The following is a 23,804-nucleotide window of genomic DNA, read 5'->3' on the forward strand; positions in this document are numbered from 1 at the left end:
AGATCTACGTCCCAACCAGCCTCAAACATGTTTCTACAAGTAGGGGGCGGACAGTTTATTTCACGGGATCAAGTCCCACGCACCCGTTAGTTCATTAAGAAAAAAGGCCGCCAAATGGCAGCCTCATTCTCTATCTTTATTCATATAATGGCCCTTATTGAAGGCTATGCAAAACTAAACTTACCTCCCTCAAAAACTTATTCCTATTATACAAATGAGTGCTCATAAGCCTTTTTGCCATAAAACCTATATAACTTTCTCTTTATTTTTTCTTTTTTTCACCAAAAAATAAGCAGTAATAAAGGCAGTAATAGGAATAATCAGGGCTACTCCTGTTCCAGCACAAAATATAGTGATCATTTCAGCACTAAATATTTTTGAGTTTACGATTTCTCCAACAGAATAGGATAAATCTTTAAACCATATAAGCAAAGCCAAATAGCCTCCAAAGAAGGCAAAAAATAATGTATTCGTAGTTGTTCCTAAGATATCTCTCCCAATACTTATGCCAAATGTGAATAAATCTTTCTTGCTAATGGATGGATGGTGATAAAACATTTCTCGCATGGGAGATGAAATGGCCATGGCTGTATCGATAATGGCGCCAATAGTACTCATAATAATTACTGATGCTCCAATTTTAACAAAATCTACTCCAATATAAAGGGAAAAGATGCTAAGCTCTTCTATTTCTTCTTCACCAAAACCTTGTATCATCGCATTTTCCGTCACAATGACAATAAAAAAGAGTACAATAACAATCGTGATAATAGTAGAAATGAATGCTGTTTTTGTTGTACTATTCACTTCGTTAATAAAAAATAAATTAATATAACTAATCACCATACATGCAATCAATGTAACGATATACGGATCATTATTTGGATTTGTCATAAAAATGATGGTAAAAAGAAACACACCAAAGTTTAGGAAAAAAGCAAAAAATGAACGTGCTCCATTTTTTCCACCAATCAAGATCATCAATATTAATAATATGAACGCTAGCAACACTAATACATTCATTGTCTTTCCCTCTTTCGATTAATGAAAAAAATAGAAATATATAGACCTATCGGAATAGTTAACACGATTCCAATGCCACCAGCTATGGCACGGGCCAATTCCAATGTAAGGTTCATGGAAAGGGTAAATCCTAATGGAGAAGAATTTTTTAAATACAAAATAATCGTAGGTATGGAGCCGCTTATATAGGCAAAAAACAAAATATTTGTCATGGTTCCCATGATGTCTTTTCCAATCTCTAATCCCGAAGTTTTAAGTGCTTTTACTGATATGTGGTTATTCTTTTCATACAACCCAAAAATCGAAGAAGACATGGTAATGGCTATATCCATTACGGCTCCTAAAGATCCGATAAATAATCCTGCCATAAACACCATTTTATAAGGACGAGTGAGAAATTGCATTTCTTCATATCGAAGGCCATTTCCGGAAGTTAACCACATAACAAGATAAATAATGAACAGCGATAAAAAAGTCCCTAACAGTGTCGCAATAATAGCTGCATATGTTTTTTCATTAAAACCGTTAACGAATAAAAGGGAAAGGACCGTAAATAGAATGATACTTATACTGCATATCAATACCAAACTAATGTCTGATGTATTCAAATAAAAATCTAATGCATATGACAACAATATGGCATTGACTGCCAAACTTATAATTGAAAACAGTCCTTGCTTTTTTCCAACGATTAGTAATGTCAAGATAAAAATCCATGCTACAATCAACACAAATTTATCACGCTTTACGTCTTTTATGGTTCCAGTTAACTCTGAATTTTCTTCTGTCTTCGTATCAATCGAAACAAATAAATCATTTCCAACTCGATATTCTTGATCATAAGCTCCGGATAAGGAATATTCATTCTTTAAATGAATAAGTTTTCCTTTTTCTTCTCCATTTTGTAATTCGGCTATTATACTCTGGGTAAATAGACGATCTTCATTTTGATACATATCATTCAATTCAGTTGTATTTTCCAGATTTGTTTTGATGACTTTGGCTATTGGAAGTTCATAGAATGAATAATTGTGATTAACAAGGAAAACAGAGGCGACAAAACAAAGTGCTATGATGGCGTACAAAGAAACATGCTTGTAACCCATTTTTATAAATTTATTTACGATAACATTCAAAATAAAACCTCCAAATATCGGGTGGGCAAAAAAGGCAGGATGGAGCCAGAATTGACTGACCTCCGCCCTGCCTTACTAGTATTTGATTTTTTTATCTTATCATGAATAAATTTTATTTGCGAAATAAAAAAAATCCAATTGGTAACCAAGGGGTTTTTTCTATTAGGTTTTGAAAGTATGATTATTGTAAGAATCGTACATTAAATCGAGTAGGAGGAGGCGCCTAGCCTCCGACCTCTCACACCACCGTACGTACCGTTCGGTATACGGCGGTTCAGTTTAAGTCTGACGTAGTTTTGTATATCGTTCATATAGATTTACTAACCCTTGGTGGAGCCAATAAACATTATTAAGGATTTTGTCTAGAATAGGACTATGCGCTATGCGCCAATAACCCTTTCTGCTATTTCCCCATTCATATGCTTTTCCAAGTGGGACGCCTAATCCTTTGAGTTTCCTCACCCTCGTTCTTGGTAATTTCCATTGTTTCCATAGGCACATCCTGAGTCTTCTTCGAATCCATGAATCTAAATTCTTCAATACGTTCGGAGTATCAATGAGGGCGAAATACCCCATCCAACCTCTAAGGTATTGCTTTAACTTATTTATTCGGAGTTTCATGGGTATCGGTGATTTCCTCGAGGTCATTTCCCTGATTCGTTTCTTTACTCTCTTCACCGTTTGTTTAGCCAGTAGAACCTTCGGGTTCTTTGACTTCGTGAAACTAAAACCGAGAAACGTTCTGTTCCAAGGGCGATCATACTTCGACTTCTCGTAGTTGACCTTTAGCTTCAGATTATTTTCAATGAAGTTTGAGATATTTCCCATTGCACGTTTAGCGGCTTTTCGTGTCTTCACAAAGATAGTACTGTCATCCGCATACCTTACGAATCGAAGATTACGTTTCTCTAGTTCTTTATCTAAATCGTCTAACATGATATTAGATAATATAGGACTTAACGGACCTCCTTGCGGAGTTCCCTCCTCACTTTTATGAAAAAGTCCGCCTATCATAATGCCTGCTTGAAGGAATTTACGAATCAGTTTGAGAACTCGTTTATCTTCAATTTTCCGCTCTAACATTCCCATGAGCTTGTCATGATTCACTTTATCGAAGAACTTCTCCAAGTCCATATCCACTACCCATGTATAACCTTCGGTTATATAGGACTTTGCCTTTCGAACCGCCTGGTGCCCTTGTTTGTTAGGGCGAAACCCATAGCTATTCTCCGAAAAGGTTGAGTCATATATCTTGGTCAATATTTGGGCAATGGCTTGTTGAATGAAACGGTCTAGAACGGTTGGAATACCCAATAGCCGAACTCCGCCGTTTGGTTTCGGGATTTCGATACGACGGACGGGCTGCGGTTGATAGGTACCCTGTAAAAGGGCAGTTTTCATGTTGTACCATTCGGTTGCGAGGTGCGGTCTCAGGTTTTGAACCGGCATTCCATCTACACCATGGCTTCCCTTATTTCTTTCTACACGCTTCAATGCCTGTATTAAGTTTTCCCTCTCTAGTATCTGTTCCATTAACATCGTTGATATCCTTTCTACGTGGATAAATGGTCTATTTGTGCCTTTATCTGCTCCGCCCTTTTGAAGTTCCCCGTGTATTCACCACTTCTTCCCTCAAATAAGTTCCGTTAGGAATTGTTTGCTTCTTCGCAGATAACGAACGCCCAGTATTCATCCTCCTTAATCTGTTCGGTCCTTCCTTATCTTCTCGAGTAGACAAGTACTATGACCTCTGCTGACTTCTGATGATTCAGCTGTCCATCACTGGACAGGTTACCAAGTGTACTTGGCTGTCATCAGACCTCCCCGGGTAAGAGTGCAATCTTTCCCTCCATCTATCTGCTTCATTTACTCTGTACCACCTTCGGCAGTAAGGACTTTGTTTTGTTTCGCAAACTCATCCAATGATACCTAGCCTAATATGAAGTTCGTGTTCCTCAGACCGGAGGTTTGCCGCTTGCTTCCTTCAGATTCCACGTCGCCGTGGACACCCTTGCATTAAGCTAACCACTACTACTGCCTTCATGGTTCGGGACTTTCACCCTATAGATTGCACCCATGCCGGGCGCACGAAAGGAGTTGCCTTAACAACTCCTTTAAGAACAAAATTTTATTTATTAGGCACTAATAATACTGTTTTTATTTTTAAAGTAAATAAACAAATTAAATATGCTTAACCCTAAAATTATTAGAAACAAATATGAGGAAATAACGTCTCCTCCTAAATTTAATTCATCAGCTATATATCCCATAATAATAAGATTAATACCAGAAACAATTATTGAAATTATCGAAGTAATACTAACTGTGAATCCATTAACGAGGTTGCTTCGTTTCTTTTGAGCCAATAAAATAATGGAATAACAATTAAACTAATTATAAAAGTAATAAAAACTAATCTTAAAAAATCGTATATTTCCAACCCTTCCATAGTTATCCCCCCCTTATTATCCTTCCTCTATTAATCTTACCACAAAAAACCATAATTCTTATGGAACTAAACTGCCCGTTAAAAGGCAACCTCAGCAACCTGCCTTATTGTATAGTTGACACAAACTGTGCAATAGGAGGAGAAAGCCTCTGCTTCAGATTATTTGCTTTTCGGAGCTTCTGAAACCCTTACCTTGCGACCCGGTGGCTTCAATGTTTTCCTGTGCTCTTCCCTTCTAGAGCTACAGATGAGTTTTAATTTCACTTAATCACTGCCTTAATTTATTTTAAATTCTATGTATATAACTCTTAACAATATCAAAACCTATGACTAGCAACACATTACATTCATAGGAGCTGACAACATGGCTAGAAATAACAACAGTAATCAATTAGTAGTTAATGGTGCAGAGCAAGCTCTAGAACAAATGAAATACGAAATCTCTAGTGAATTCGGTGTTACACTTGGCGCTGATACAACATCTCGTGCAAACGGATCTGTTGGTGGAGAAATTACAAAACGTTTAGTGCAAATGGCTGAACAACAATTAGGCGGAAGAACTCGTTAATCGAAATCATATGTAATGTTAGGGATAGTGGTTGGACTATCCCTATTTATAATTTTACAAATTTCAAAAAAGAAACATAAACATCAGTAGCTGTTATTTTGCTATGTCGCATTACGAATATACTACGCTTATTCAACTCCCTCAGTTTGATGCAAATATCTCTCGAATGCTCACTTATTCGCAGGATTTCATAACCCTTGATTGTAAGGTCACGGTTAAATGGAGTGATTTCAGGACATGAAGATTTCGTGAAGGCATAGTTAAATAAAGGAGTTGTACAAGACCCCACATTTCACCATATAATGTACATTCTCCACACCGCCCCTGGAGGCTTTCCCTCCCATGTCTCAACGGGTCATTTGCCCTATCATTCCTTCGTCATGCCTATCCAAGGGGTGGAGGCCAGTTATGCTAACCTGATGGGTCAGTTCTCTTTTGTTGAAGAAATCTGGTACTCCGTACATATTTGAAATCCTACGAATAAGTCAACATTCGTAAAAAGAAAAAGTCTATGAAAATTAGTTTTTGAAGGTTCTCTTCGAGAACCTAATTAAAAACTCCCCTTTTAAAACTACGCAACCAGTTCAGTAATAGGTTGAACTTTATCTGCACAATAAGCCTCGTTTCTGCGTGCTATTCCAACAAATATCCTGGCTCGCTTACCTACCAATTTCATAATCGATTTCATTTTCTTCATTTTTTTAACCTTAACATTATGGGAGTGAATAGCTCGAAATTCCGTGTTATTCATCACAAGGCTCATGGTGGCTAAGTAAAGGAAACGTCTTAGCCTGGATCGCCCTCGCTTAGAGATGACATTTTGACCTTTCCACTTACCAGAGCTTGCTTCAGCCAGATGCAACCCAGCGTGCCGAAGTAAAGAATTACCGTGTGAAAAACAACAAAGGGTGATAATCTAAAAAAACACTACTTCAAATCAAGATTATTGAAATTCCATATCTTTTTAGCTATGCCCGCAAGATACACACTCCTTATATTTATTTCTTCGAAGGTCCATTTGTCTTCTTGGCAAATTTCTTTGGTTAGCATTATGATGGATTGCTCATATTTTTTTTTCTTTTCAATAAAAGGATAATTAGATGCAGTAATGTTTAATTCACTTCCAAGCAGCGTAAGGTTCCCAATTCTATTAACGAACATTGAATATTCAGAAGCTCTTGTTCCTAGTTCTTTTTGCCAAGAATTTTCAATGACTTTATTTCTTTCCCTTAGTAATTCCCTTGGCATAATATGTTCGATGTGAACATCACTCCGACCACTTATCGTTTTTTCTCTGGTGTTGTTTGTTAGTGCATTTTCGATCATTTCTAAGATATATTTCGTTTGTGCTGACCTTGTAAAATCCCGGTTCTGGAAGTTTAAATAAAATTCAGTATCAGATGGGGTTCTCCTCTTAAGATAATCAACAATATAAGAAACTGGCATTTCTTTATTGAACGATTCTAAAGCCAAATGATTGTAAATTCTAACTATGTCTCGTGTTTTTTTAAATGATAAAGACTTTGATTGCAACAAATAAGGTGACATTGTCAAAAGATAAGTAAAAAGCTTTTTTGTTTTAAAATTTATAACTCAATGCAATTAAGTTCAGATGATCAAATAGATAAAGTTTTAAGTGCATCCAAATATAGGTTTCAAACATTTAGTAATAGCGAAACTAAAAACCAATTTAGGCTTATTTAAAAAGCAAAAAATAAACAACCAATCATCCTTGGTTGTTTATTTTTATTTATGCTAACAAAGAATCCTATGTTTGATACTTTAACATTCTCTATTTAACTCTCCAGCACTACTCTATTCGCTAATAAACCCATCAATTAAAGAGCCTTATTGTTATACCAAATTTATTTAATAACTATATTTTCAAATCTTTGGTTCTATTTCAACTTTTTCATTTAGTAATATACCAATTTTATTGGTCATTTGAGTATTACTGTATTCCTTGTTATTTTATTCTCTATAAGTAAGTCCAATAACCTATCTGAATATCGTTACTCTTCCTTGCTTGCTGCCATATTCATGTTCGCTTCGACATTCTCCTGACTGATGGTTGTAAATGGCAAATTTCGTTTTCCTGAGAAATTCTCAAGTAAGTCTTTAACATCGATTCCCGAAGATGCCTTTAATGACTCCTGCAATGTGGCCATTAAATCCGTTGCATAGCCAGTCACTTTATTGGCCCCGCCATTCGCACCGCTTCCACCTGTATCCACTACAGTGATCTTGTCGATATTACTAAGCGGACTTGCCACTTGTTTGGCATACTCCGGAAGCATTTTCAAGATCATATCCATGACGGCTGCCTGACCGAACTGTTCAAATGCTTCGGCAATCTTCTGCTTGGCTTCGGCCTCTGCTACCCCTTTTAACCGGATGATTTCCGCTTCTGTCGTACCTTGGGCCCTTTGTGCGTCCGCTTTAGCAAGACCATCCATGCGGACGCGTTCCGCTTCGGCTTTTGCCATGGCTTCGATTTTATACTTATCGGCATCCGCTTCCGTTATCTGTTTCATTTTATTTGCGGAAGCCGCCTGCTCTACCGCATAACGGTCGGCATCCGCCTTTTTCTTCACTTCGGAATCATATTGCTTTTCACGGCGAAGGATTTCTTTTTCCTCCAGCTCAATTTGCTTCTGACGTTCAATGATCCTGATTTGCATTTCCTGTTCTGTTACATCCTGTTTAGATCTAGCCGTTTCAAGATCGTAAGCTTGGTCAGCTCGTGCTTTGGCAATATCCTGCTCGCGACGGAATTCCGCAACCTTTAGCTTGTTGATTTTTTCGGCTTCGGCAATTTCCGTTGCCCTTTCAAGTTCGGCACGCTGGGCTTCCTTCGATGCTTCTGCGCGCTTGATTCGCGTTTCTTTCTCTGCTTCTGCGGTAGCTATATCGGCATCCCTCTTTACTTGTGCGATTCTTGGCTTACCAAGAGATTCAAGATATCCATTTTTGTCCCGAACATCTTTAATGGTGAACGATACGATGATGAGTCCCATTTTAGCTAAATCCTGCGAGGCTACCCTCTGTACTTCCTGGGAAAACTTTTCGCGGTTTTTATAAATTTCCTCGACTGTCATCGACCCAAGGATGGAACGAAGATGCCCCTCCAGGACTTCCCTCGCTTCCTGTTCACGGTCATCTTTGGATTTACCTAGGAATTGCTCCGCCGCTGTGGCAATATCGGTGATCGAACCGCCAATCTTGATTATCGATACACCATCAGCCATGACTGGAACTCCCTGTTCTGTATATACTTCAGGAGTTGAGACCTCAAGCTTGCTTGACAACAAGCTAAGTGGTTCCGCTTGCTGGAACACCGGGAGAACGAAAGCACCCCCTCCGCGGACGATTTTAATTTTATTTCCTGATTCGTCGATGTGAACATTTTTGCTCCCTAAGTAGCTTCCAGTCACGATCAATGCTTCATCAGGACCAGCCGTGCGATATTTCGTAATAAAGACAGCAATAAGTGCGATAAGTAAAAATGCAACAATGGCGACAACAATCCAAACCAAATTAAACATACCCTACCTCCAACCTTTTTTTAATCCTGGTGGGGCATAACATAGACAACCCCGTTTTTAACTTCGATGATCAAGACCTTTGAATCCGAAACAATTCCTTCATTCTTATAACTGGCCGCAGTTTTCGCGATGCTTCCACTGATGCTTTCAATCAGGACTTCCCCAAACCCGTCAACCGGGATTGATGTCAGAACCCTGCCGACCCTCCCTCTCAGATCATTATCATGAAATGTCAAACTTTCTTCCGCTGATGAGATGGGAATCAAAACAAATACATTCAGTAAAGTGACGATGGTAAATGAAATGATCAGCGAAATGCCGGCACTCAATCCAGCATGGAGTCCTGAAAGCGATTCAAGCAAAAACCCACTTGCAAAAAACACGGTCAAAAAGCTAAAAATGAGTGTAGGATTAAATATATCCGGTAATTCAAGGCCGGAAAATATATCATTAAACAAGATAAATAAGAATGTTAGCCCCCCGAATATAATTAATCCATATAAATAGACTGTTTCTAATGGAACCCCAAATAACTCCATCTCTTTCATCCTTTAAATTCGATTTTTTCCAAGCCGCTTACTATTTTTTTAGGACCTGGGATAAGCGTTTTACCAGCATTGATAGTCTTTTGTTATAATCACCTCCATTTACTTCGCTTACCATTCATACGAATGATGCATTAAAAAAGTTTCATTTATTTTCCAAGTTTTGAATTTTACCCTTGTTTTCACTTACAAACAATGTAGTCTAATAAATCATTAATGAATTAAAATCCATAATATCATTGACAGTGTTTAGTTAACATATTAAAATTCTTTATATGTTAACTCGCCATATAAATAGGTTTACATTAGGGGGAAGCACAATGAAGGAACGTCATGAGAAGTTAAGAATGATGATGGTTACAGCTTTATTTGCAGCACTTATAGGGATACTTGCCCAAATTACAATTCCACTGCCTTTAGTACCGATTACAGGACAGACTCTAGCAGTCGGACTGGCAGCAACGATACTCGGTTCACGTTATGGAACTTCTTCCGTTTTATTATACTTGTTCATAGGGGCAGCGGGAGTGCCGGTATTCGCTGAAATGTCTGGAGGATTAGCTAAGATATTCGGTCCGACAGGCGGTTATTTATTATCCTATATCCCGACAGTATATATAACGGGTTTGATATTGGAAAAAATCCGTTTCTCAGTTGCAATGGCTTTCCTGGCAAATACAATCGGGATGATAATTACTTTGGTCATCGGTACGGTTTGGTTAAAATATATGAGTTCATTATCTTGGCCAGTGGCGTTTGCCAGCGGTTTTACTCCATTTATAATCGTAGGTGTTTTAAAGGCATTCCTTGCGTCATGGCTTGGCATTACAATCCGTTCAAGGTTAGCCTCTGCTAATATGCTGCCAAAAAATAATGCACCACTTTCCCAATGATGGGTAAATGAAAGGGAGGGTACCGATTGTGGTACACTCCCTTTCATTATATTCAAACTCCCGAACACTTTCACAAAAAAAAAGACTCTTAAATAAGAATCTTTTTACAAGTAATTATTGCGGTCCTATCCCCATAAGTCCGAATATGAATAGCAAATGTATATGATCCCCTTTGCTAACCGTAATCATTTTACTATAGTAACAGTAATTTGACAACCATTGAGGATACACATGAACTTGCTGCCATTTCATTGTTCAAGGAAGAATATGGTAACTGTTTTAGTTACTTATTATTCACTTTATATTCTTTTTTCGTACCATCTTCGAAAATGACCTCTAAATCAAATTCTTGATAGTCATCCTTCAAATTAAAAGCTTTTGTCACTTCTTGAATGACTTCCTCCTCTGATGAATCTTTGGTGAATGTCAATTTTTCCAGAATCGGGGTCAATTCTTTCATTGCTTCATCACCGTGAACTTCATGCTTGTTAAGTTTGTCCTCGATCGAAGCTTCTGTTTGAGCTCCCATTGTATCATATTCAGCTTCGTATTCGTTATCATTGCCTGTATAATCCACTTCCAATTGAAAATCCTTATAAGTGAAAGGCAGTTTTTCATTATTATCCGTTCCCGTTTCAGGATTATTATCAGCTTGATTTTCATTTTCCTGAACCGGCGGGTTTTTCAATTCATCGTTATCTTCGCCGCATCCAGCCAACACTAGCATAGCGGCAAACGGCACTGATAATATTTTGATTGATCTTCTCATTAGTTTTTTCCTCCTTTAGTCTGTATACCTTATTTATTTCCTACCAGAGGTCAATTAAAACTCAAGAATTCCTCAAATACATCAAATCGACCAAGTGATCATAGTGGAAGGATATAAAACAATACCGCAAAAAAGTGTGTGACAGATCCCCCAAGCACGAATACATGCCAAACCGCGTGATGAAACGGAAAACCGCGCCAAACATAAAATATGGCTCCAATAGTATAAAGCAATCCCCCTGCAATCAGTAACTGGATACCCGCTGAAGGCATCGTTGCCGTAAGTGGTCCCCAAACGATAACGATCATCCATCCCATTGCAATATAGAGAATCGTCGAAAGGAAGAGGAATTTTTTCACATAGAAAGCCTTGAAGACGACCCCAATTATTGCAACTCCCCAAATTATACCCAGGAGTGTCCAGCCTAGTGACCCTTGGATCACTAGAAGCATGATGGGCGTGTATGTTCCTGCAATGAATATATATATGGCTGAATGATCAAAGATTTCAAATATATCCTTTGTTCTGCCCTCTGGAAAACTATGCACTAAAGTGGAAGAGACGTATAAAAGTAGCATGGAAACACCATAAATGACTGAAATGACTATATGCCAAGTCGATCCTGTTTGGGCTGAGAATATGATTAAAAACACAAGTGCTGCAATACTTAACAAAACGCCGACACCGTGGGTTATCGCATTGACCACTTCTTCTTTTTTTGTATAAACATGTGTATTGGCCATGTTACAGCTCCTTAATTTTGGATTAATTTTTTAGTATCCAACCAAAGTATACATCAGATCTTCCAAGCAATATAGAAAAGTGAATATTAACTTGATTATCACCTCTTAATTAGATTATTATCTAATTAGATGATAATCTAATTAGAGGAGGGATAAAAGTGCAATTAGAAAAATTGGTCGCATTCCATAAAACGATTGGTGATGTAACAAGGATTAGAATTATATCCATCCTGGCAAATGGTCCAAAACACGGACAGGCACTTGCCGGAATATTAAAATTGACGGCACCGACCATATCACACCATTTAACTAAATTGAAGGACATTAATTTAGTTAAAGATCGAAGGGAAAAAAATACGGTATATTATTTTTTGAATGAGGATGTCCTGAATCATTATTCATCAGCATTACCTAAAATGGTTTCAACTAAGGGGGATTCCAATAAAATGGATAATCAAAAGCTGAATTTAGAACACAAAAAGATCCTTGAAAACTTTTTGATGCCAGATGGTCGACTAAAAACCATACCTGCACAGAGAAAAAAGAAAATGATCGTTCTTCATCATATAGCCAGCCTTTTGGAAAAGGGACGTAAGTATCCGGAAAACGAATTGAATGAATTCATCCAGTCTTTCCATGATGATTATGCAACAATAAGGCGTGAACTCATTATCGGGAGTATCATGTACCGTGAAAACAGCATTTATGAATTGAATCCCCGCGAGATGTGGGCGGAAATCGTTTAATCGTTTAACGGAAGGTTTCAAAAATAAAAAACCGGCCTCCCATATGGAAAGCCGGTTTTTAATGTAGTTTATATGGCAAAATGGTGGCCGCCGATAATTTTTATTACCTCTAATTGTTTCATCCATTCACTGTCCGAAATACTAGGATTCCAAAAATACAAGGCATCATTTGTATAGCCATGGATCGCCAATGCTTCATTGACAGCTTTCTTGGCATCATTTCCTGCTGGTTTATTTATACTGCCATCACCAACAGGCGAGAATTGGTTTTTTTGATAAATCACTTCCCGTACCGTATCAGGAAATTCATCGCTATCAAGGCGATTCAAAACAACTCCTGCCACCTCGACCTTACCTCTGTATGGCTCCCCTTTAGCTTCTGCATGTACGAGCCTTGCTAATAATTCTTTATCTTTTTCATTCATCACATGTGGAATAATCAATGTTTTACCGGGCTCGGCAACATTATTTACATTATTATTGACTTCTTTCAACTTGCCGATAGGAACACCGTACTGCTTCGCAATATCCCATATCGATTCACCTTGTTTAATGACATGTTTGGTTGCTCCATCCGAAGCTTTACTGGTCGTTCCCTTAGGAAAAGCTATCCCAAGTATGATGACACTTAGAGTCATTATCACGGTTATTATAACTGATAATTTCATCCTGTAACCTCCTCGTTAAGCATCTTCCTAGGATAACAGACCATATGTGAGAAAACAGTGCTAAATTTTTTCCAAGGAAATGAAGGAAAAATTTTCAAGGGTCTATTAACTTCGAAATTTTAATGATTCCCATTCTTCCCGTAGCATTCCCATTTTGATTGAATCATAATAATGACCATCATGATAACGGCATTTTCTCATCCTTCCCTCTACTTGCATGCCTACCTTTTCTCCAACTGCGATCATACGTTCATTACCCGACCAAGTCGTCAGACCAACCCGTTCAATCTCCATTTTTTCGAATAAATAGCTTATGAATAACATTAACGCTTCTGTTCCATAACCGCCATTCCAATACTTGGGCTCAAATATCGTAATTCCGATTTCAAGCCAACGTGAAGGTTCATGTTCCCAGTAATATACAACAGATCCTATTATTTGATCGTTTTTTTCCATTAATAGCTCAGAGTATGCCCCCATTTTTTCATCATAGGTTCTATGCTTCGTTTCTTTATCGATATACGTTTGGAAATCAATGAGTTCAAGTGGATGATAAGGTGCATCCCACTTTTTCCATTCTGGATCTGCTTCTCCATATTTCAGGCTCCATAAACGTTTTAAATCGGCTTGCTTAACATTCCTCAATATTACTTTACTTCCTTCAATCCAAACATCGTCCAATCCGCTTCCTCCCACTTCAACCTTGCCGTACTTTCCATTTTACCTGTCAACACATAATTTAATAAAATATTGCCTTTCTCTAGGACCATCGAATTCACAAAAATAGACACCTTGCCAAGTACCAAGGATCAAGCTCCCTTTATCGATGATCACCTGCTGTGAAGAACCAACCGTACTTGATTTCAAATGGGCTGCCGTGTTTCCTTCCATATGTAAATCCAATGTATGATTCCATGGGTATTGCTCATCCAGTCTCCTTAGCATATCCTTTTTGACATCGGGATCGGCATTTTCATTAATCGTGATTCCTGCTGTCGTATGTGGACAATATATAAGTGCTATTCCCTCTTGAATCCCATTTTCCTTGATGAATGCCTGTACTTCTGTCGTAACATCAATCATATCATCCCTTTTCGTCGTTTTTAAGGTATTTTTCTTCAGCATGTACGATCACTCCTTTTGTTCATTTTAATACTCCTTTACCCCTAAACATTACATTTATGCTTTTATAAACGGTTCAAGAATAATACATTTATCGTTGGAAGTATAAAAATTCACCTATTCATCATGACCTTTTTCCCTTTGAAATTGGATATATAAGGAGTTATTAGCGAGGTTGCAAGGTGCGCTTCATTTTTATGTCAATCAATCATTACCAATTAGCATCTCCCAAAAATGCCGAGGGCCACTCAATGAAGTTTTTCCCTGAGATACTGATGTTCCAGGAAGTGAATAAGCCTCTATCATTAAGGTCCAATGGCGGGGGATCGATTAAAAAATGTCGGAACGGAGGATAATTGCATTTCCAAAAAAGCGCATCCTGCCCTGCGGAAGATGAAAGGGTATCCAGGGTGAACCGTATATATTTATCCGATTCTTTCGGCAAACGGATCGAATTTAGGAATGGACATAATAAAAAGCGGGCCCGTTTATCGGACCCGCTTTTAAATGTGCATCATTTTAGTTTCTTTTTCCAGAATCCCAATATTAAAGCGGTAATGAGAGCTCCTATTAAAATCGCCAGCAAATAGCGGAAAGGATGGTTGACTAGGGGGATGACAAATATTCCCCCATGTGGTGCTGGTAAAGTTACACTAAAAGCCATTGACAGGGCTCCAGCCGTCGCTGCCCCAACAACACTGCTGACGATGACGCGCAATGGATCTGCCGCGGCAAAAGGAATGGCTCCCTCTGTAATGAATGAAGCACCCATGAAGTAATTAGTGAATCCGGATTTCCTTTCCATTTCACTGAATTTGCTTTTAAAGAATGTAGTTGCAAATGCGATTCCAAGAGGGGGAACCATTCCACCAGCCATTACAGCAGCATGCGGTCCGAAACTTTGAGCTTCAATGGCTGCAAGCCCAAAAGTGAATGCTGCTTTATTTAAGGGGCCTCCCATATCCACAGCCATCATACCCCCAAGAATCAAGCCAAGGAATATTGCGTTCGTGCCGGATAAGCCCTGCAGCCAATTGGTCAGGCCCATGTTAATTGCGGTTACAGGTTCATTTACGAGAAATATCATGATAAACCCTGTAATTAACATACCGAATACAGGATAGAGTAAAACCGGTTTAATGCCATCGAGTGTTTGCGGTAACCTGGAAAACAATTTTCTTAATAGTAAGACGACATAACCTGCAAGGAAACCGGCGATGAGTCCGCCAAGAAAACCGGCATTAGCCTGTGCTGCCAATAATCCCCCTACCATACCAGGAGCAAAACCCGGTCGGTCGGCAATACTTGAAGCAATGAATCCAGCCAGGACAGGGACAAGTAAGAAGAATGCACCATTTCCCCCGCCAATATCACTTAATGCTTTAGCAATGGGATTATAATCCGGATTTGCCGGATCGGCTGCCTCGATTCCAAAAAAGAAAGAAAGTGCAATCAAGATTCCGCCCCCGACGACAAATGGAAGCATATTACTTACACCATTCATTAAGTGCTTGTAAATCCCCAATCCTCCTTTTGCTGATTCACCTTCATCACTTTTATCGTTTCCTGTTCCTTTGTAAACAGGGGCATCCTGATTCAAGGCCCTGGTTAACAGCTCCTCTGTCTTCCGGATCCCATGGGCCACAGGGACAATAATGACATGTTTTCCATTAAAACGATCCATATCCACCTGCTTATCAGCTGCAACGATAATCGCATCCGCCTCAGCAATTTCTGCGGCGGTTAAACCATTTTTGATTCCTGTGGAACCATTTGTTTCCACTTTGAAATCGATTCCCATTTCCTTGGCTTTAGCCTTTAACGCATCGGCAGCCATATAAGTATGGGCAATTCCTGTTGGACAAGCTGTAACGGCTAGGATTTTACCTCCTTCATTGTTACCACTGGCACCATTACTTGATTGCTGCTCCTCTACTTCCTCTTCATCGGCTTCCATTTCTTTTTGATTGATTATCTCCAACACTTCTTCACCAGAAGTAGCAGAAATCAATTGGGTTCTGAATTTATCATCCATCAGTAATGAAGAAAGCCGGGAAAGGGTTTCCAAGTGATCTGCATTCGCTCCTTCACTTGCTGCAATCATAAAGAACAAATGAGCCGGCTGCCCATCAAGCGATTCATAATCCACACCACTGACAGATTTGCCGAAACAGATGGCAGGTACCCTTACAGCACTTGTTTTTGCATGTGGTATGGCTATCCCCTCACCAATCCCTGTTGTGCTTTGCTCTTCACGTTTTAAGATGGCAGCTTTGAATCCCTCCACATCGTTTAACCTGTCTGCCTCGGCTAGCTTTCCTGATAGTTCATCAATGACTGCTTGCTTTGTAATGCTTTGCAGATTGATGATGATTGTATCCAATTTTAACAAGTCTGTAATTTTCATAGAGTCAGCCTCCTGTTAGATGATTGATAGAAATTTGTGGTAATAACTCTTCAATTTTATCCAATGTACCGAGGTCGGATGAAAAGGCTGTAGCACTTCCTGCTGCTAGACTGAAGCGGAAAGAAGATAGAATATCCCCTGTACTTTCATATGTCCCGATGAAACCTGCGACCATGGAATCACCGGCACCCACTGAGTTGATGACGTTCCCTTTTGGAACATTTGCGGAATATGACTCTCCACCGGAGCAAAGCACGGCCCCCTGTCCCGCCATTGAAACAATGACGTTTTGTGCTCCTGCCTCAACCAATTTAGCTCCATATTCCCTAGCATCATCAACCGTTCTTATTTCGGTTGAAAAAAGCTCACCAAGTTCATGATGATTGGGCTTTATTAAAAATGGCCGGTGCGGAAGGACATTCAATAATTCCTTGCCACTCGTATCCACCACCACTTTTATGCCGTTCTGGGAACAAGTCCTTGCCATGGCTTCGTATACATCCGAGGGAACGCTTGGAGGGATGCTTCCTGACAAAATGAGGATATCACCATCATTCAACTGTTCGATCTGACTAAATAATTGTTGATAATTCCCTTTTGAAATGATTGGCCCTTGGCTATTTATTTCAGTCTCCAGCCCCGTTTTCAATTTAACGTTTATTCTTGTATCTCCAGCTATCTCTGTAAAGTCCGTGAAAATCTCTTCTTGTCTTAAAAACCTTTTTACAAATTCACCAGTTTGTCCACCGATGAATCCTAATGCTGTCGTGCTATTTCCCAGCCTTTTAAGCACTCGGGAAACATTGATCCCTTTCCCTCCTGGGAATTTTGCATCATAACTGGTTCGATTCACCTTCCCCAATTGAAAACTCTCCACCTCGACCAGGTAATCGATGGATGGGTTTAGTGTCACTGTATAAATCATTAAATGGTCACGACCTTTATCTTTGGATTTTTATGGAGTTGAGCAATGGCCTCTTCATCATTGCTGTCAGTAAGGATTATGGCATCGCTTACATCTGCCACCTTAGCGAAAGTAGCTTCATTCAGTTTGGAGCTGTCAGCAAGCACGTATGACTCGTTAGAGAGGCGCAATGCCATCTTCTTCAGTAGAGCTTCTTCCGGATCGGGTGTTGTGAAACCCAGATCTTGATGGATGCCGTTCATTCCCAAGAAACATTTATCAAAACGGTATTCATTCAAAAACTGTACAGCATTACTTCCAATAACAGCATTTGTCGAAAATTTTATCGTTCCGCCCACTAACACTGTTTTGATTTCCAATTCGATGAGTTTTGGAATATGCATAAGACCATTCGTCAGCACCGTTATATTTTTATCCTTTAAAAAAGGAATCATTTCCGCAGTTGTCGTGCCTGCATCAAGATATATACAATCATTTTTCTCTATGAATGAAGCCGCCAGCTTGGCTATAAGTTGTTTTTCAGCTCTTGCTTTGTATTGCTTTTCCATAGTTGTTGGTTCAAGGCCTTTTCTTTGAAGTAAAGAGGCCCCACCATGCACGCGTTTCAAGAGCTTCATTTCTTCGAGTTGCACTAAATCTCTCCGAATGGTCGACTCCGAGGCCTGTAACTGATCTACAAGCTCTTGCAGTTTTACCGTTCCTTGTTCTTTAAGGATCGATAAGATGAACTGGTGCCTTTCAGTTGTCAACAATTCGCCCACCTCACTTTAATATCATCATCATATATGAAAATGAAGCAATAATCAATCAAAAACATTTAAAAATAATCATATCCATTCAAAAATACCTTCAAAAACATTCATATAGGTAGAGATGACCTTTCTTCATCTTTTTTTCTATGAAAATATCCTTTCAGTTCTTCACAAAAAAAAACCCCATGTCATGATGACATGGGGGTACGCATTATTTTATTAGCCTTGAAGTAAAAGTTGTTCTGGATCTTCCAGCATATCTTTGATAGCCACTAAGAAACCAACAGCTTCTTTTCCGTCAACGATACGGTGATCATAAGATAATGCAAGGTACATCATTGGTCTGTTTTCGATTTGATCTCCAACAGCGATTGGACGAGTCTTGATTGTATGCATGCCCAAAATCCCAACTTGAGGGGCATTCAAGATTGGTGTAGATAATAGGGAACCGAAAGTCCCGCCGTTTGTGATAGTAAAAGTACCACCTGATAAATCTGAAAGTCCCAGTTTGTTGTTACGCGCTTTAACAGCTAAATCGGAAATGTTCTTCTCGATTTCAGCAAAGCTTTTGCGGTCTGCATCCCTTACTACCGGAACGACAAGACCTTCATCAGTGGATACAGCTACACCGATATCATAAAAGTTCTTTTTCAGGATATGGTCGCCTTGGATTTCAGCATTCAATAACGGATATTTTTTCAATGCGCCAATGACCGCTTTAGTGAAGAATGACATGAAACCAAGTTTAACATCATTTGTTTTCACGAAAGAATCCTTATGGCGGCTACGCAATTCCATGACTGCAGAAAGATCGACTTCGTTAAAAGTAGTAAGCATGGCTGCTTCGGATTGTACTTGAACTAGACGTTTGGCAATGGTTTGACGACGGCGTGTCATCTTAACCACTTCAATGCGGTCATCATTCACTTCAACAGGAGCTGCTGCTTTTTTAGCTGCAGGAGCTTGTTTAGGAGCTGCCGCAGGTGCTGCAGGTGCATTACTTGCTGCTTCTACGTCTTGTACACGTACGCGACCTAGTGGATCGGCTACAGGCACTTGAGTCAAGTCAATTCCTTTTTCACGAGCCAATTTCCTTGCAGCTGGTGATGCAATAACTTGTTGAGTGGATGATGCTTCTTTTGCTTCTGCTTTAGGAGCCTCTTTAGCAGGAGCCGCTTGTTCAGCCTTAGCTGGTTCTGCTTTAGCTTCTTCAACTTTAGGAGCTTCGGCTTTTGGAGCTGCTGCAGCTGAACCATTTTCATCAACGATGGCGATAGCCTGTCCAACTTGGACAGTATCGCCTTCTTCTGCTAAATGTTCCGAAAGTGTACCAGTATAATCTGAAATGATTTCTACGTTCACTTTATCCGTTTCAAGTTCAAGGACATATTCTCCTTTTTCAACGTGATCACCGGGTTGTTTTAACCATTGCGCAATAGATCCTTCAGAAATTGATTCTGCTAATTCAGGTACTTTTACTTCAGCCATTTTATTTCTCCCCCTCATTATTGCGTGTAATTGCTTGAGTCATAATCCGTTGTTGTTCATTTTTATGGACAAGTGGATCTCCCTCAGCCGGGCTTGATCTGCGCTTCCTTCCTATATATGTTACTGAAAGATTGCCAGGAGCCGCTGCATTTAGGCGTGGTTCAACAAATGTCCAAGCACCCATGTTTTTAGGTTCTTCTTGAGCCCAGAAGATTTCTTTAAGATTTGTATATTTTTTCAGGGCTTCTTGAACTCCAGTGAATGGGAATGGATAAATTTCTTCGATACTGATGATTTGCAACCAATCTGTATTTTTTTCAGTTGCCGCTTTTTCACGAAGTTCAACCGCCAATTTACCTGATGCAAAAACAATGCGTTCAACAGATTTAGGTTTTTTGCCCAAAGCTTTGGTTTCCACGAATGATTCAAAAGAGCCTTCACTGAATTCTTCTGCTGTAGAAGCCATCACTTGATTACGAAGCATACTCTTCGGTGTCATGATTACAAGCGGACGTACTTGCTCTTGATCCAAAATCTTAGCTTGTCTTCTAAGAATATGGAAGTATTGAGCTGCCGAACTTAAGTTGGCAACTGTCCAGTTGTTTTCAGCCGCTAATTGAAGGAAACGCTCCAGGCGTGCACTTGAGTGCTCTGGTCCTTGTCCTTCATAACCATGTGGAAGCAGCATGACAAGACCTGATTTTTGACCCCATTTTGCACGGCCTGCCGCGATGAATTGGTCAAAGATCACTTGTGCTGTATTAGCGAAATCACCGAATTGGCCTTCCCATAATACAAGTGTCTCAGGTGCAAATACATTATAACCATATTCATAAGCCAGAACTGCCGTTTCAGTAAGCGGGCTGTTATGAACAGCGAAGGATGCTTTGGCAGTTTCTAGTGTGTGAAGTGGTGAATATGTTTTTCCGTTAACACTATCATGTAACATGATATTACGTTGTGCGAATGTTCCACGCTCTGAATCTTGTCCTGTCAGACGGATTGGAGTGCCGTCACTCAATATGGATGCAAATGCCAATGTCTCAGCATGAGCCCAATCAATTTTTCCGTCAGCACCAAAGGAATCCAAGCGGCGTGATAAGATCTTTCCTAATTTTTTATTAGGAGTGAATCCTTCCGGCCACTTAACAAGTTCTTCGTTAATTGTAACAAGTTCTTGTTTCGGAACTGCCGTATCAATGGCTGGAAGTCCTTTTTCAATAATCCCAGGAGGATTACATTCTTTAGAAGCTTCCGGTTTATTTCCGGAAATTTTCGCATATGCATCTGCAAGCCTTGTATCGACTTGCTCAGCAATCGCTTTAACTTCAGCTTCAGTGAACTCGCCAGATTGAATCAGTTTTTTTCCATAAAGCTCTTTAACGGTTAAGTGCTTATGAATTAATGCATACATTTCAGGTTGAGTCACCAATGGCTCATCCATTTCGTTATGGCCGAAACGTCTGTAACCGATCAGGTCGATCAAGAAATCCTTGTTGTATTTTTCACGATAAAGGTTCGCAAGGTTCACAGCAGCCAAACATGCTTCCGGATCATCTGCATTCACATGCACGATCGGCACTTCAAAGCCTTTGGCCAAATCACTAGCATATAAGGTTGAACGTGAATCTTCACTTTCCGTTGTAAAACCGATCATGTTATTGGCGATGATATGGATGGCGCCGCCAACTTGATAACCGCGTAAACGGCTTAAGTTAAACGTTTCAGGTACAATACCTTCACCTGGGAATGCTGCATCACCATGAATCAGGATTGCAAGAGATTTGGAAATGTCTTGAACCGGGAATCCTTTTTCTGAACGGTCTTCTTGTGCCGCACGAGAATACCCTTCAACGATTGGACCGACAACTTCCAAGTGACTTGGGTTATTGGCAAGTGTAATCCTTGCTTTTTGTATATTTGCTTTAGTTATCTGTTTATCCAGACCTAAATGGTATTTAACATCACCGGTCCATCCATTGTTAATTCCTGTCGAACCTTCGGAAGGAACCAAATCTTTATTAGGTGAATGTTGGAATTCAGAGAAAATGACCTCATATGGCTTTCCTAATACATGTGCAAGCACATTCAAACGTCCACGGTGAGCCATGGCAATATTCACATTCCCCGTTCCGTTTTGAACAGTTTGTGAAATCATTTCATCTAAAATCGGAACCAAAGCATCCAGTCCTTCAATAGAGAAACGTTTTTGCCCTACATACGTGCGGTGAAGGAATTTCTCGAAACCTTCGACTTCATTCAATCGTTTAAGTAATAGTTCTCTTTTCTCTTTAGTCACTTCCGGGAACATGTTTCCGGATTCGACCATATCAGTAAGCCATTGCTTTTCATCCAAGTCATTAACATGGTGAAATTCAAAGGCTATCGTTTTTGTATAGAGTTGTTTTAGGTATTGTACGGCTTCGTATCCGTCTTTCACGTCTTCAGGTGATTCCGGGCAAATAAAGTCAGCCGGTATTTTCCTTAAATCATCTGCAGTCAAGCCATATTTTTCAAAGTGAATTTCTTCAGTGTCCAGAGCTTCTTCTTTTAAAGGATAAATATTTGCAGCAAGATGTCCGTAATGACGGATATTTTCAGCTAACTTTACTGCAGACATAATTTTCTTCATTGGAAGAACTTCTCCAGTTTGTACAGTTGGTGCACTTCCAATCGTTGTTTCTGCCGATACATCGAATGAAGGAGGACCTGCTACTTCAAAAAAGTTTTTCAGTTCCGGATCCACTTCTTCCGGGTTTGCTAGAAATAGATCGTATTGCTCCATGACATACCCAAGGTTTGGACCTGAAAAAGCTTTCCAGTGGTCTAATACCTTAGAATCATTGATGGTCATTTTGTAAACCCCCAAATTTTTCTCATAATTTTTTTCATTACGTTTTATCCATCCCCAAATTTCTTTCTTCTAAATTTTCCCCAAATAAATGATATATATAAGATATATAATAAATAACTTTGGTTATTGAATAATAAAATTTTAAAGGATAAAACGTTTTCAGATGTTATATTAACATGTTTTTGTCGAAATATCCAAAGGTTAAACAACTTTATGCAACCTTTTTACAACTATATTTCTGTTTAATTCGTCAAAATACGCTTTTAATTGACTTTTTTGCTCATTTAAGTCTTTTTTTCGCTAAAAAAAGATTTTTGTATTTTTGTATAATGATTATTTTTCAGGTAAATTTAACTAGTTTGAAAACCCTTTCAGTTCAATCAAACTTCCAAGCTGTTAAACTTAGATTGCCATATTGAAAGCTCCTGTGCAGGAGAGCTGCTTTTTTTTTGTCATCCCCTGACCCCATTGCGATGATCAATGGAATGAAATGCTCTTTGGAAGGCACAGCCTCTGTACTATAAGGGGCGATTTTTTCATACTCAAACAAGGATTGCAAATCCCATTTCATGATTTTCTCTTCGACCCAGTTCTCAAACTCTATTGCCCATCCTTCTGCAACATGCATATCCTTCTGTATTTGGGTGAAATTATGGACAATTCCACCGCTCCCGATGATCAGGACATTACTTTCTTTTAATTCCCTCAATGTTTTCCCGATTTCATACTGCTTGTCCAAAGGCAGCGCAGGACTAATGGACATAGATACGGTCGGGATGTCAGCTTCGGGATACATGATATGCAAAAGCCCCCATGATCCATGATCCAAGGGGCGCCTTTCATCAAGTTCACCCAATACACCTATCCTTGACAATAAGGTTAAAATTCGATCCGACAGCTCAAGGCATCCCCTAGCTGGATAGGTTATCTGAAATATTTCTTCAGGATACCCTGCAAAATCATAAATGACTTCATGCTTCCCTACAGCTGAAATCATTTGATCTTCACTTTCCCAATGTGCTGACAAAATAACGATGGCAGCAGGTTTCTTCATAGTTTGCATATAATCCTTCAAAAAAGAAGTGTAGCAATTCCTTTCCAAAGCTAATAGCGGTGTTCCATGTGATAAAAACAATGATGGCATCATAGAAACGATAAATCCTTTCGCATT

The 23,804-nt window shown here is 39.3% G+C and carries 20 protein-coding genes and 1 pseudogene; 3 read left to right on the forward strand and 18 right to left on the reverse strand.

Annotation, left to right across the window (positions count from 1 at the left end):
- Nucleotides 1-246: 246 nt before the first annotated feature.
- The 3 genes from QNH43_RS15780 to ltrA all read right to left on the reverse strand — a co-directional run bounded on the left by QNH43_RS15780 (nt 247) and on the right by ltrA (nt 3,698).
- Complete coding sequence (locus QNH43_RS15780; protein ID WP_283914865.1) at nt 247-1,023, reverse strand: YibE/F family protein; 777 nt, start codon at nt 1,021-1,023, stop codon at nt 247-249.
- Nucleotides 1,020-2,159: a YibE/F family protein gene (locus QNH43_RS15785; RefSeq protein ID WP_434060123.1), complete on the reverse strand. Its 1,140-nt coding sequence runs from the start codon at nt 2,157-2,159 to the stop codon at nt 1,020-1,022. Before QNH43_RS15785 ends, QNH43_RS15780 begins: the two co-directional genes overlap by 4 nt.
- A 279-nt stretch (nt 2,160-2,438) precedes the next feature.
- Entirely contained in the window at nt 2,439-3,698 is a 1,260-nt protein-coding gene (gene ltrA / locus QNH43_RS15790; RefSeq protein ID WP_283914588.1) for a group II intron reverse transcriptase/maturase, read from the reverse strand.
- 1,274 nt (nt 3,699-4,972) lie between these two features.
- Here ltrA and QNH43_RS15795 point away from each other — a divergent pair.
- Nucleotides 4,973-5,176 carry an alpha/beta-type small acid-soluble spore protein gene (locus tag QNH43_RS15795; RefSeq protein ID WP_214750194.1) on the forward strand — a complete coding sequence of 68 codons (204 nt, stop codon included), beginning with the start codon at nt 4,973-4,975 and terminating at the stop codon, nt 5,174-5,176.
- Nucleotides 5,177-5,747: 571 nt separating this feature from the next.
- On the opposite strand, the pseudogene QNH43_RS15800 reads toward QNH43_RS15795, so the two are convergent.
- The 4 genes and pseudogenes from QNH43_RS15800 to QNH43_RS15815 all read right to left on the reverse strand — a co-directional run.
- A pseudogene (locus QNH43_RS15800) lies at nt 5,748-6,074 on the reverse strand (transposase); the annotation flags it as partial.
- A 29-nt stretch (nt 6,075-6,103) separates the two neighbouring features.
- Complete coding sequence (locus QNH43_RS15805; protein ID WP_283914866.1) at nt 6,104-6,649, reverse strand: HNH endonuclease family protein; 546 nt, start codon at nt 6,647-6,649, stop codon at nt 6,104-6,106.
- A gap of 539 nt (nt 6,650-7,188) precedes the next feature.
- Nucleotides 7,189-8,721, reverse strand: coding sequence for a flotillin lipid rafts scaffold protein FloT (locus QNH43_RS15810; RefSeq protein ID WP_283914867.1), 1,533 nt, complete (start codon nt 8,719-8,721; stop codon nt 7,189-7,191).
- Between the two features lie 20 nt (nt 8,722-8,741).
- Complete coding sequence (locus QNH43_RS15815; RefSeq protein WP_214787077.1) at nt 8,742-9,260, reverse strand: NfeD family protein; 519 nt, start codon at nt 9,258-9,260, stop codon at nt 8,742-8,744.
- Nucleotides 9,261-9,586: 326 nt separating this feature from the next.
- Here QNH43_RS15815 and QNH43_RS15820 point away from each other — a divergent pair, with 326 nt between their 5' ends.
- Nucleotides 9,587-10,159 carry a biotin transporter BioY gene (locus QNH43_RS15820; protein ID WP_283914868.1) on the forward strand — a complete coding sequence of 191 codons (573 nt, stop codon included), beginning with the start codon at nt 9,587-9,589 and terminating at the stop codon, nt 10,157-10,159.
- 283 nt (nt 10,160-10,442) lie between these two features.
- On the opposite strand, the gene QNH43_RS15825 is transcribed toward QNH43_RS15820, so the two are convergent.
- Together QNH43_RS15825 and trhA are read right to left on the reverse strand one after the other, a co-directional pair.
- On the reverse strand, nt 10,443-10,928 hold the full coding sequence (locus tag QNH43_RS15825) for a YusW family protein (RefSeq protein WP_283914869.1): 486 nt from the start codon (nt 10,926-10,928) through the stop codon (nt 10,443-10,445).
- Nucleotides 10,929-11,026: 98 nt separating this feature from the next.
- Nucleotides 11,027-11,671 carry a PAQR family membrane homeostasis protein TrhA gene (gene trhA / locus QNH43_RS15830; protein WP_283914870.1) on the reverse strand — a complete coding sequence of 215 codons (645 nt, stop codon included), beginning with the start codon at nt 11,669-11,671 and terminating at the stop codon, nt 11,027-11,029.
- 158 nt (nt 11,672-11,829) lie between these two features.
- Here trhA and QNH43_RS15835 point away from each other — a divergent pair, with 158 nt between their 5' ends.
- Entirely contained in the window at nt 11,830-12,417 is a 588-nt protein-coding gene (locus QNH43_RS15835) for a DUF2087 domain-containing protein (protein WP_283914871.1), read from the forward strand.
- A gap of 68 nt (nt 12,418-12,485) precedes the next feature.
- Here the strand turns inward: QNH43_RS15835 and QNH43_RS15840 are convergent, their stop codons facing one another.
- The 9 genes from QNH43_RS15840 to QNH43_RS15880 all read right to left on the reverse strand — a co-directional run bounded on the left by QNH43_RS15840 (nt 12,486) and on the right by QNH43_RS15880 (nt 23,780).
- On the reverse strand, nt 12,486-13,085 hold the full coding sequence (locus tag QNH43_RS15840) for a cell wall hydrolase (RefSeq protein ID WP_283914872.1): 600 nt from the start codon (nt 13,083-13,085) through the stop codon (nt 12,486-12,488).
- A gap of 105 nt (nt 13,086-13,190) precedes the next feature.
- The gene (locus tag QNH43_RS15845) at nt 13,191-13,766 is read right to left on the reverse strand and encodes a GNAT family N-acetyltransferase (RefSeq protein WP_283914873.1); all 576 of its coding nucleotides are present in this window, start codon (nt 13,764-13,766) and stop codon (nt 13,191-13,193) included.
- A gap of 39 nt (nt 13,767-13,805) precedes the next feature.
- Nucleotides 13,806-14,210: a secondary thiamine-phosphate synthase enzyme YjbQ gene (locus QNH43_RS15850; RefSeq protein ID WP_283914874.1), complete on the reverse strand. Its 405-nt coding sequence runs from the start codon at nt 14,208-14,210 to the stop codon at nt 13,806-13,808.
- Nucleotides 14,211-14,721: 511 nt separating this feature from the next.
- Nucleotides 14,722-16,614, reverse strand: coding sequence for a PTS fructose transporter subunit IIABC (locus tag QNH43_RS15855; RefSeq protein WP_283914875.1), 1,893 nt, complete (start codon nt 16,612-16,614; stop codon nt 14,722-14,724).
- 4 nt (nt 16,615-16,618) lie between these two features.
- On the reverse strand, nt 16,619-17,539 hold the full coding sequence (gene pfkB / locus QNH43_RS15860; protein WP_283914876.1) for a 1-phosphofructokinase: 921 nt from the start codon (nt 17,537-17,539) through the stop codon (nt 16,619-16,621).
- Nucleotides 17,539-18,291, reverse strand: coding sequence for a DeoR/GlpR family DNA-binding transcription regulator (locus QNH43_RS15865; RefSeq protein ID WP_283914877.1), 753 nt, complete (start codon nt 18,289-18,291; stop codon nt 17,539-17,541). Before QNH43_RS15865 ends, pfkB begins: the two co-directional genes overlap by 1 nt.
- Nucleotides 18,292-18,510: 219 nt before the next feature.
- Nucleotides 18,511-19,779, reverse strand: a complete 1,269-nt coding sequence (gene odhB, locus QNH43_RS15870) for a 2-oxoglutarate dehydrogenase complex dihydrolipoyllysine-residue succinyltransferase (protein WP_141993739.1) — start codon at nt 19,777-19,779, stop codon at nt 18,511-18,513.
- 1 nt (nt 19,780) lies between these two features.
- The gene (locus tag QNH43_RS15875) at nt 19,781-22,633 is read right to left on the reverse strand and encodes a 2-oxoglutarate dehydrogenase E1 component (protein ID WP_283914878.1); all 2,853 of its coding nucleotides are present in this window, start codon (nt 22,631-22,633) and stop codon (nt 19,781-19,783) included.
- Nucleotides 22,634-23,009: 376 nt separating this feature from the next.
- Nucleotides 23,010-23,780 (reverse strand): dioxygenase family protein, encoded by a 771-nt coding sequence (locus QNH43_RS15880; RefSeq protein WP_283914879.1) that lies wholly within the window; start codon nt 23,778-23,780, stop codon nt 23,010-23,012.
- Nucleotides 23,781-23,804: the final 24 nt, after the last annotated feature.

Origin of the sequence: Peribacillus simplex, assembly GCF_030123325.1 — a bacterium.
Lineage (GTDB): Bacteria > Bacillota > Bacilli > Bacillales > DSM-1321 > Peribacillus > Peribacillus simplex_D.

Coding starts and splice junctions, on each gene's coding strand:
- QNH43_RS15780 (WP_283914865.1), bottom strand. CDS start 1,023: ATGAATGTATTAGTGTTGCTAGCGTTCATATTATTAATATTGATGATC.
- ltrA (WP_283914588.1), bottom strand. CDS start 3,698: ATGTTAATGGAACAGATACTAGAGAGGGAAAACTTAATACAGGCATTG.
- QNH43_RS15795 (WP_214750194.1), top strand. CDS start 4,973: ATGGCTAGAAATAACAACAGTAATCAATTAGTAGTTAATGGTGCAGAG.
- QNH43_RS15810 (WP_283914867.1), bottom strand. CDS start 8,721: ATGTTTAATTTGGTTTGGATTGTTGTCGCCATTGTTGCATTTTTACTT.
- QNH43_RS15815 (WP_214787077.1), bottom strand. CDS start 9,260: ATGGAGTTATTTGGGGTTCCATTAGAAACAGTCTATTTATATGGATTA.
- QNH43_RS15820 (WP_283914868.1), top strand. CDS start 9,587: ATGAAGGAACGTCATGAGAAGTTAAGAATGATGATGGTTACAGCTTTA.
- QNH43_RS15825 (WP_283914869.1), bottom strand. CDS start 10,928: ATGAGAAGATCAATCAAAATATTATCAGTGCCGTTTGCCGCTATGCTA.
- trhA (WP_283914870.1), bottom strand. CDS start 11,671: ATGGCCAATACACATGTTTATACAAAAAAAGAAGAAGTGGTCAATGCG.
- QNH43_RS15840 (WP_283914872.1), bottom strand. CDS start 13,085: ATGAAATTATCAGTTATAATAACCGTGATAATGACTCTAAGTGTCATC.
- QNH43_RS15850 (WP_283914874.1), bottom strand. CDS start 14,210: ATGCTGAAGAAAAATACCTTAAAAACGACGAAAAGGGATGATATGATT.
- QNH43_RS15855 (WP_283914875.1), bottom strand. CDS start 16,614: ATGAAAATTACAGACTTGTTAAAATTGGATACAATCATCATCAATCTG.
- pfkB (WP_283914876.1), bottom strand. CDS start 17,539: ATGATTTATACAGTGACACTAAACCCATCCATCGATTACCTGGTCGAG.
- odhB (WP_141993739.1), bottom strand. CDS start 19,779: ATGGCTGAAGTAAAAGTACCTGAATTAGCAGAATCAATTTCTGAAGGA.
- QNH43_RS15875 (WP_283914878.1), bottom strand. CDS start 22,633: ATGACCATCAATGATTCTAAGGTATTAGACCACTGGAAAGCTTTTTCA.
- QNH43_RS15880 (WP_283914879.1), bottom strand. CDS start 23,780: ATGATGCCATCATTGTTTTTATCACATGGAACACCGCTATTAGCTTTG.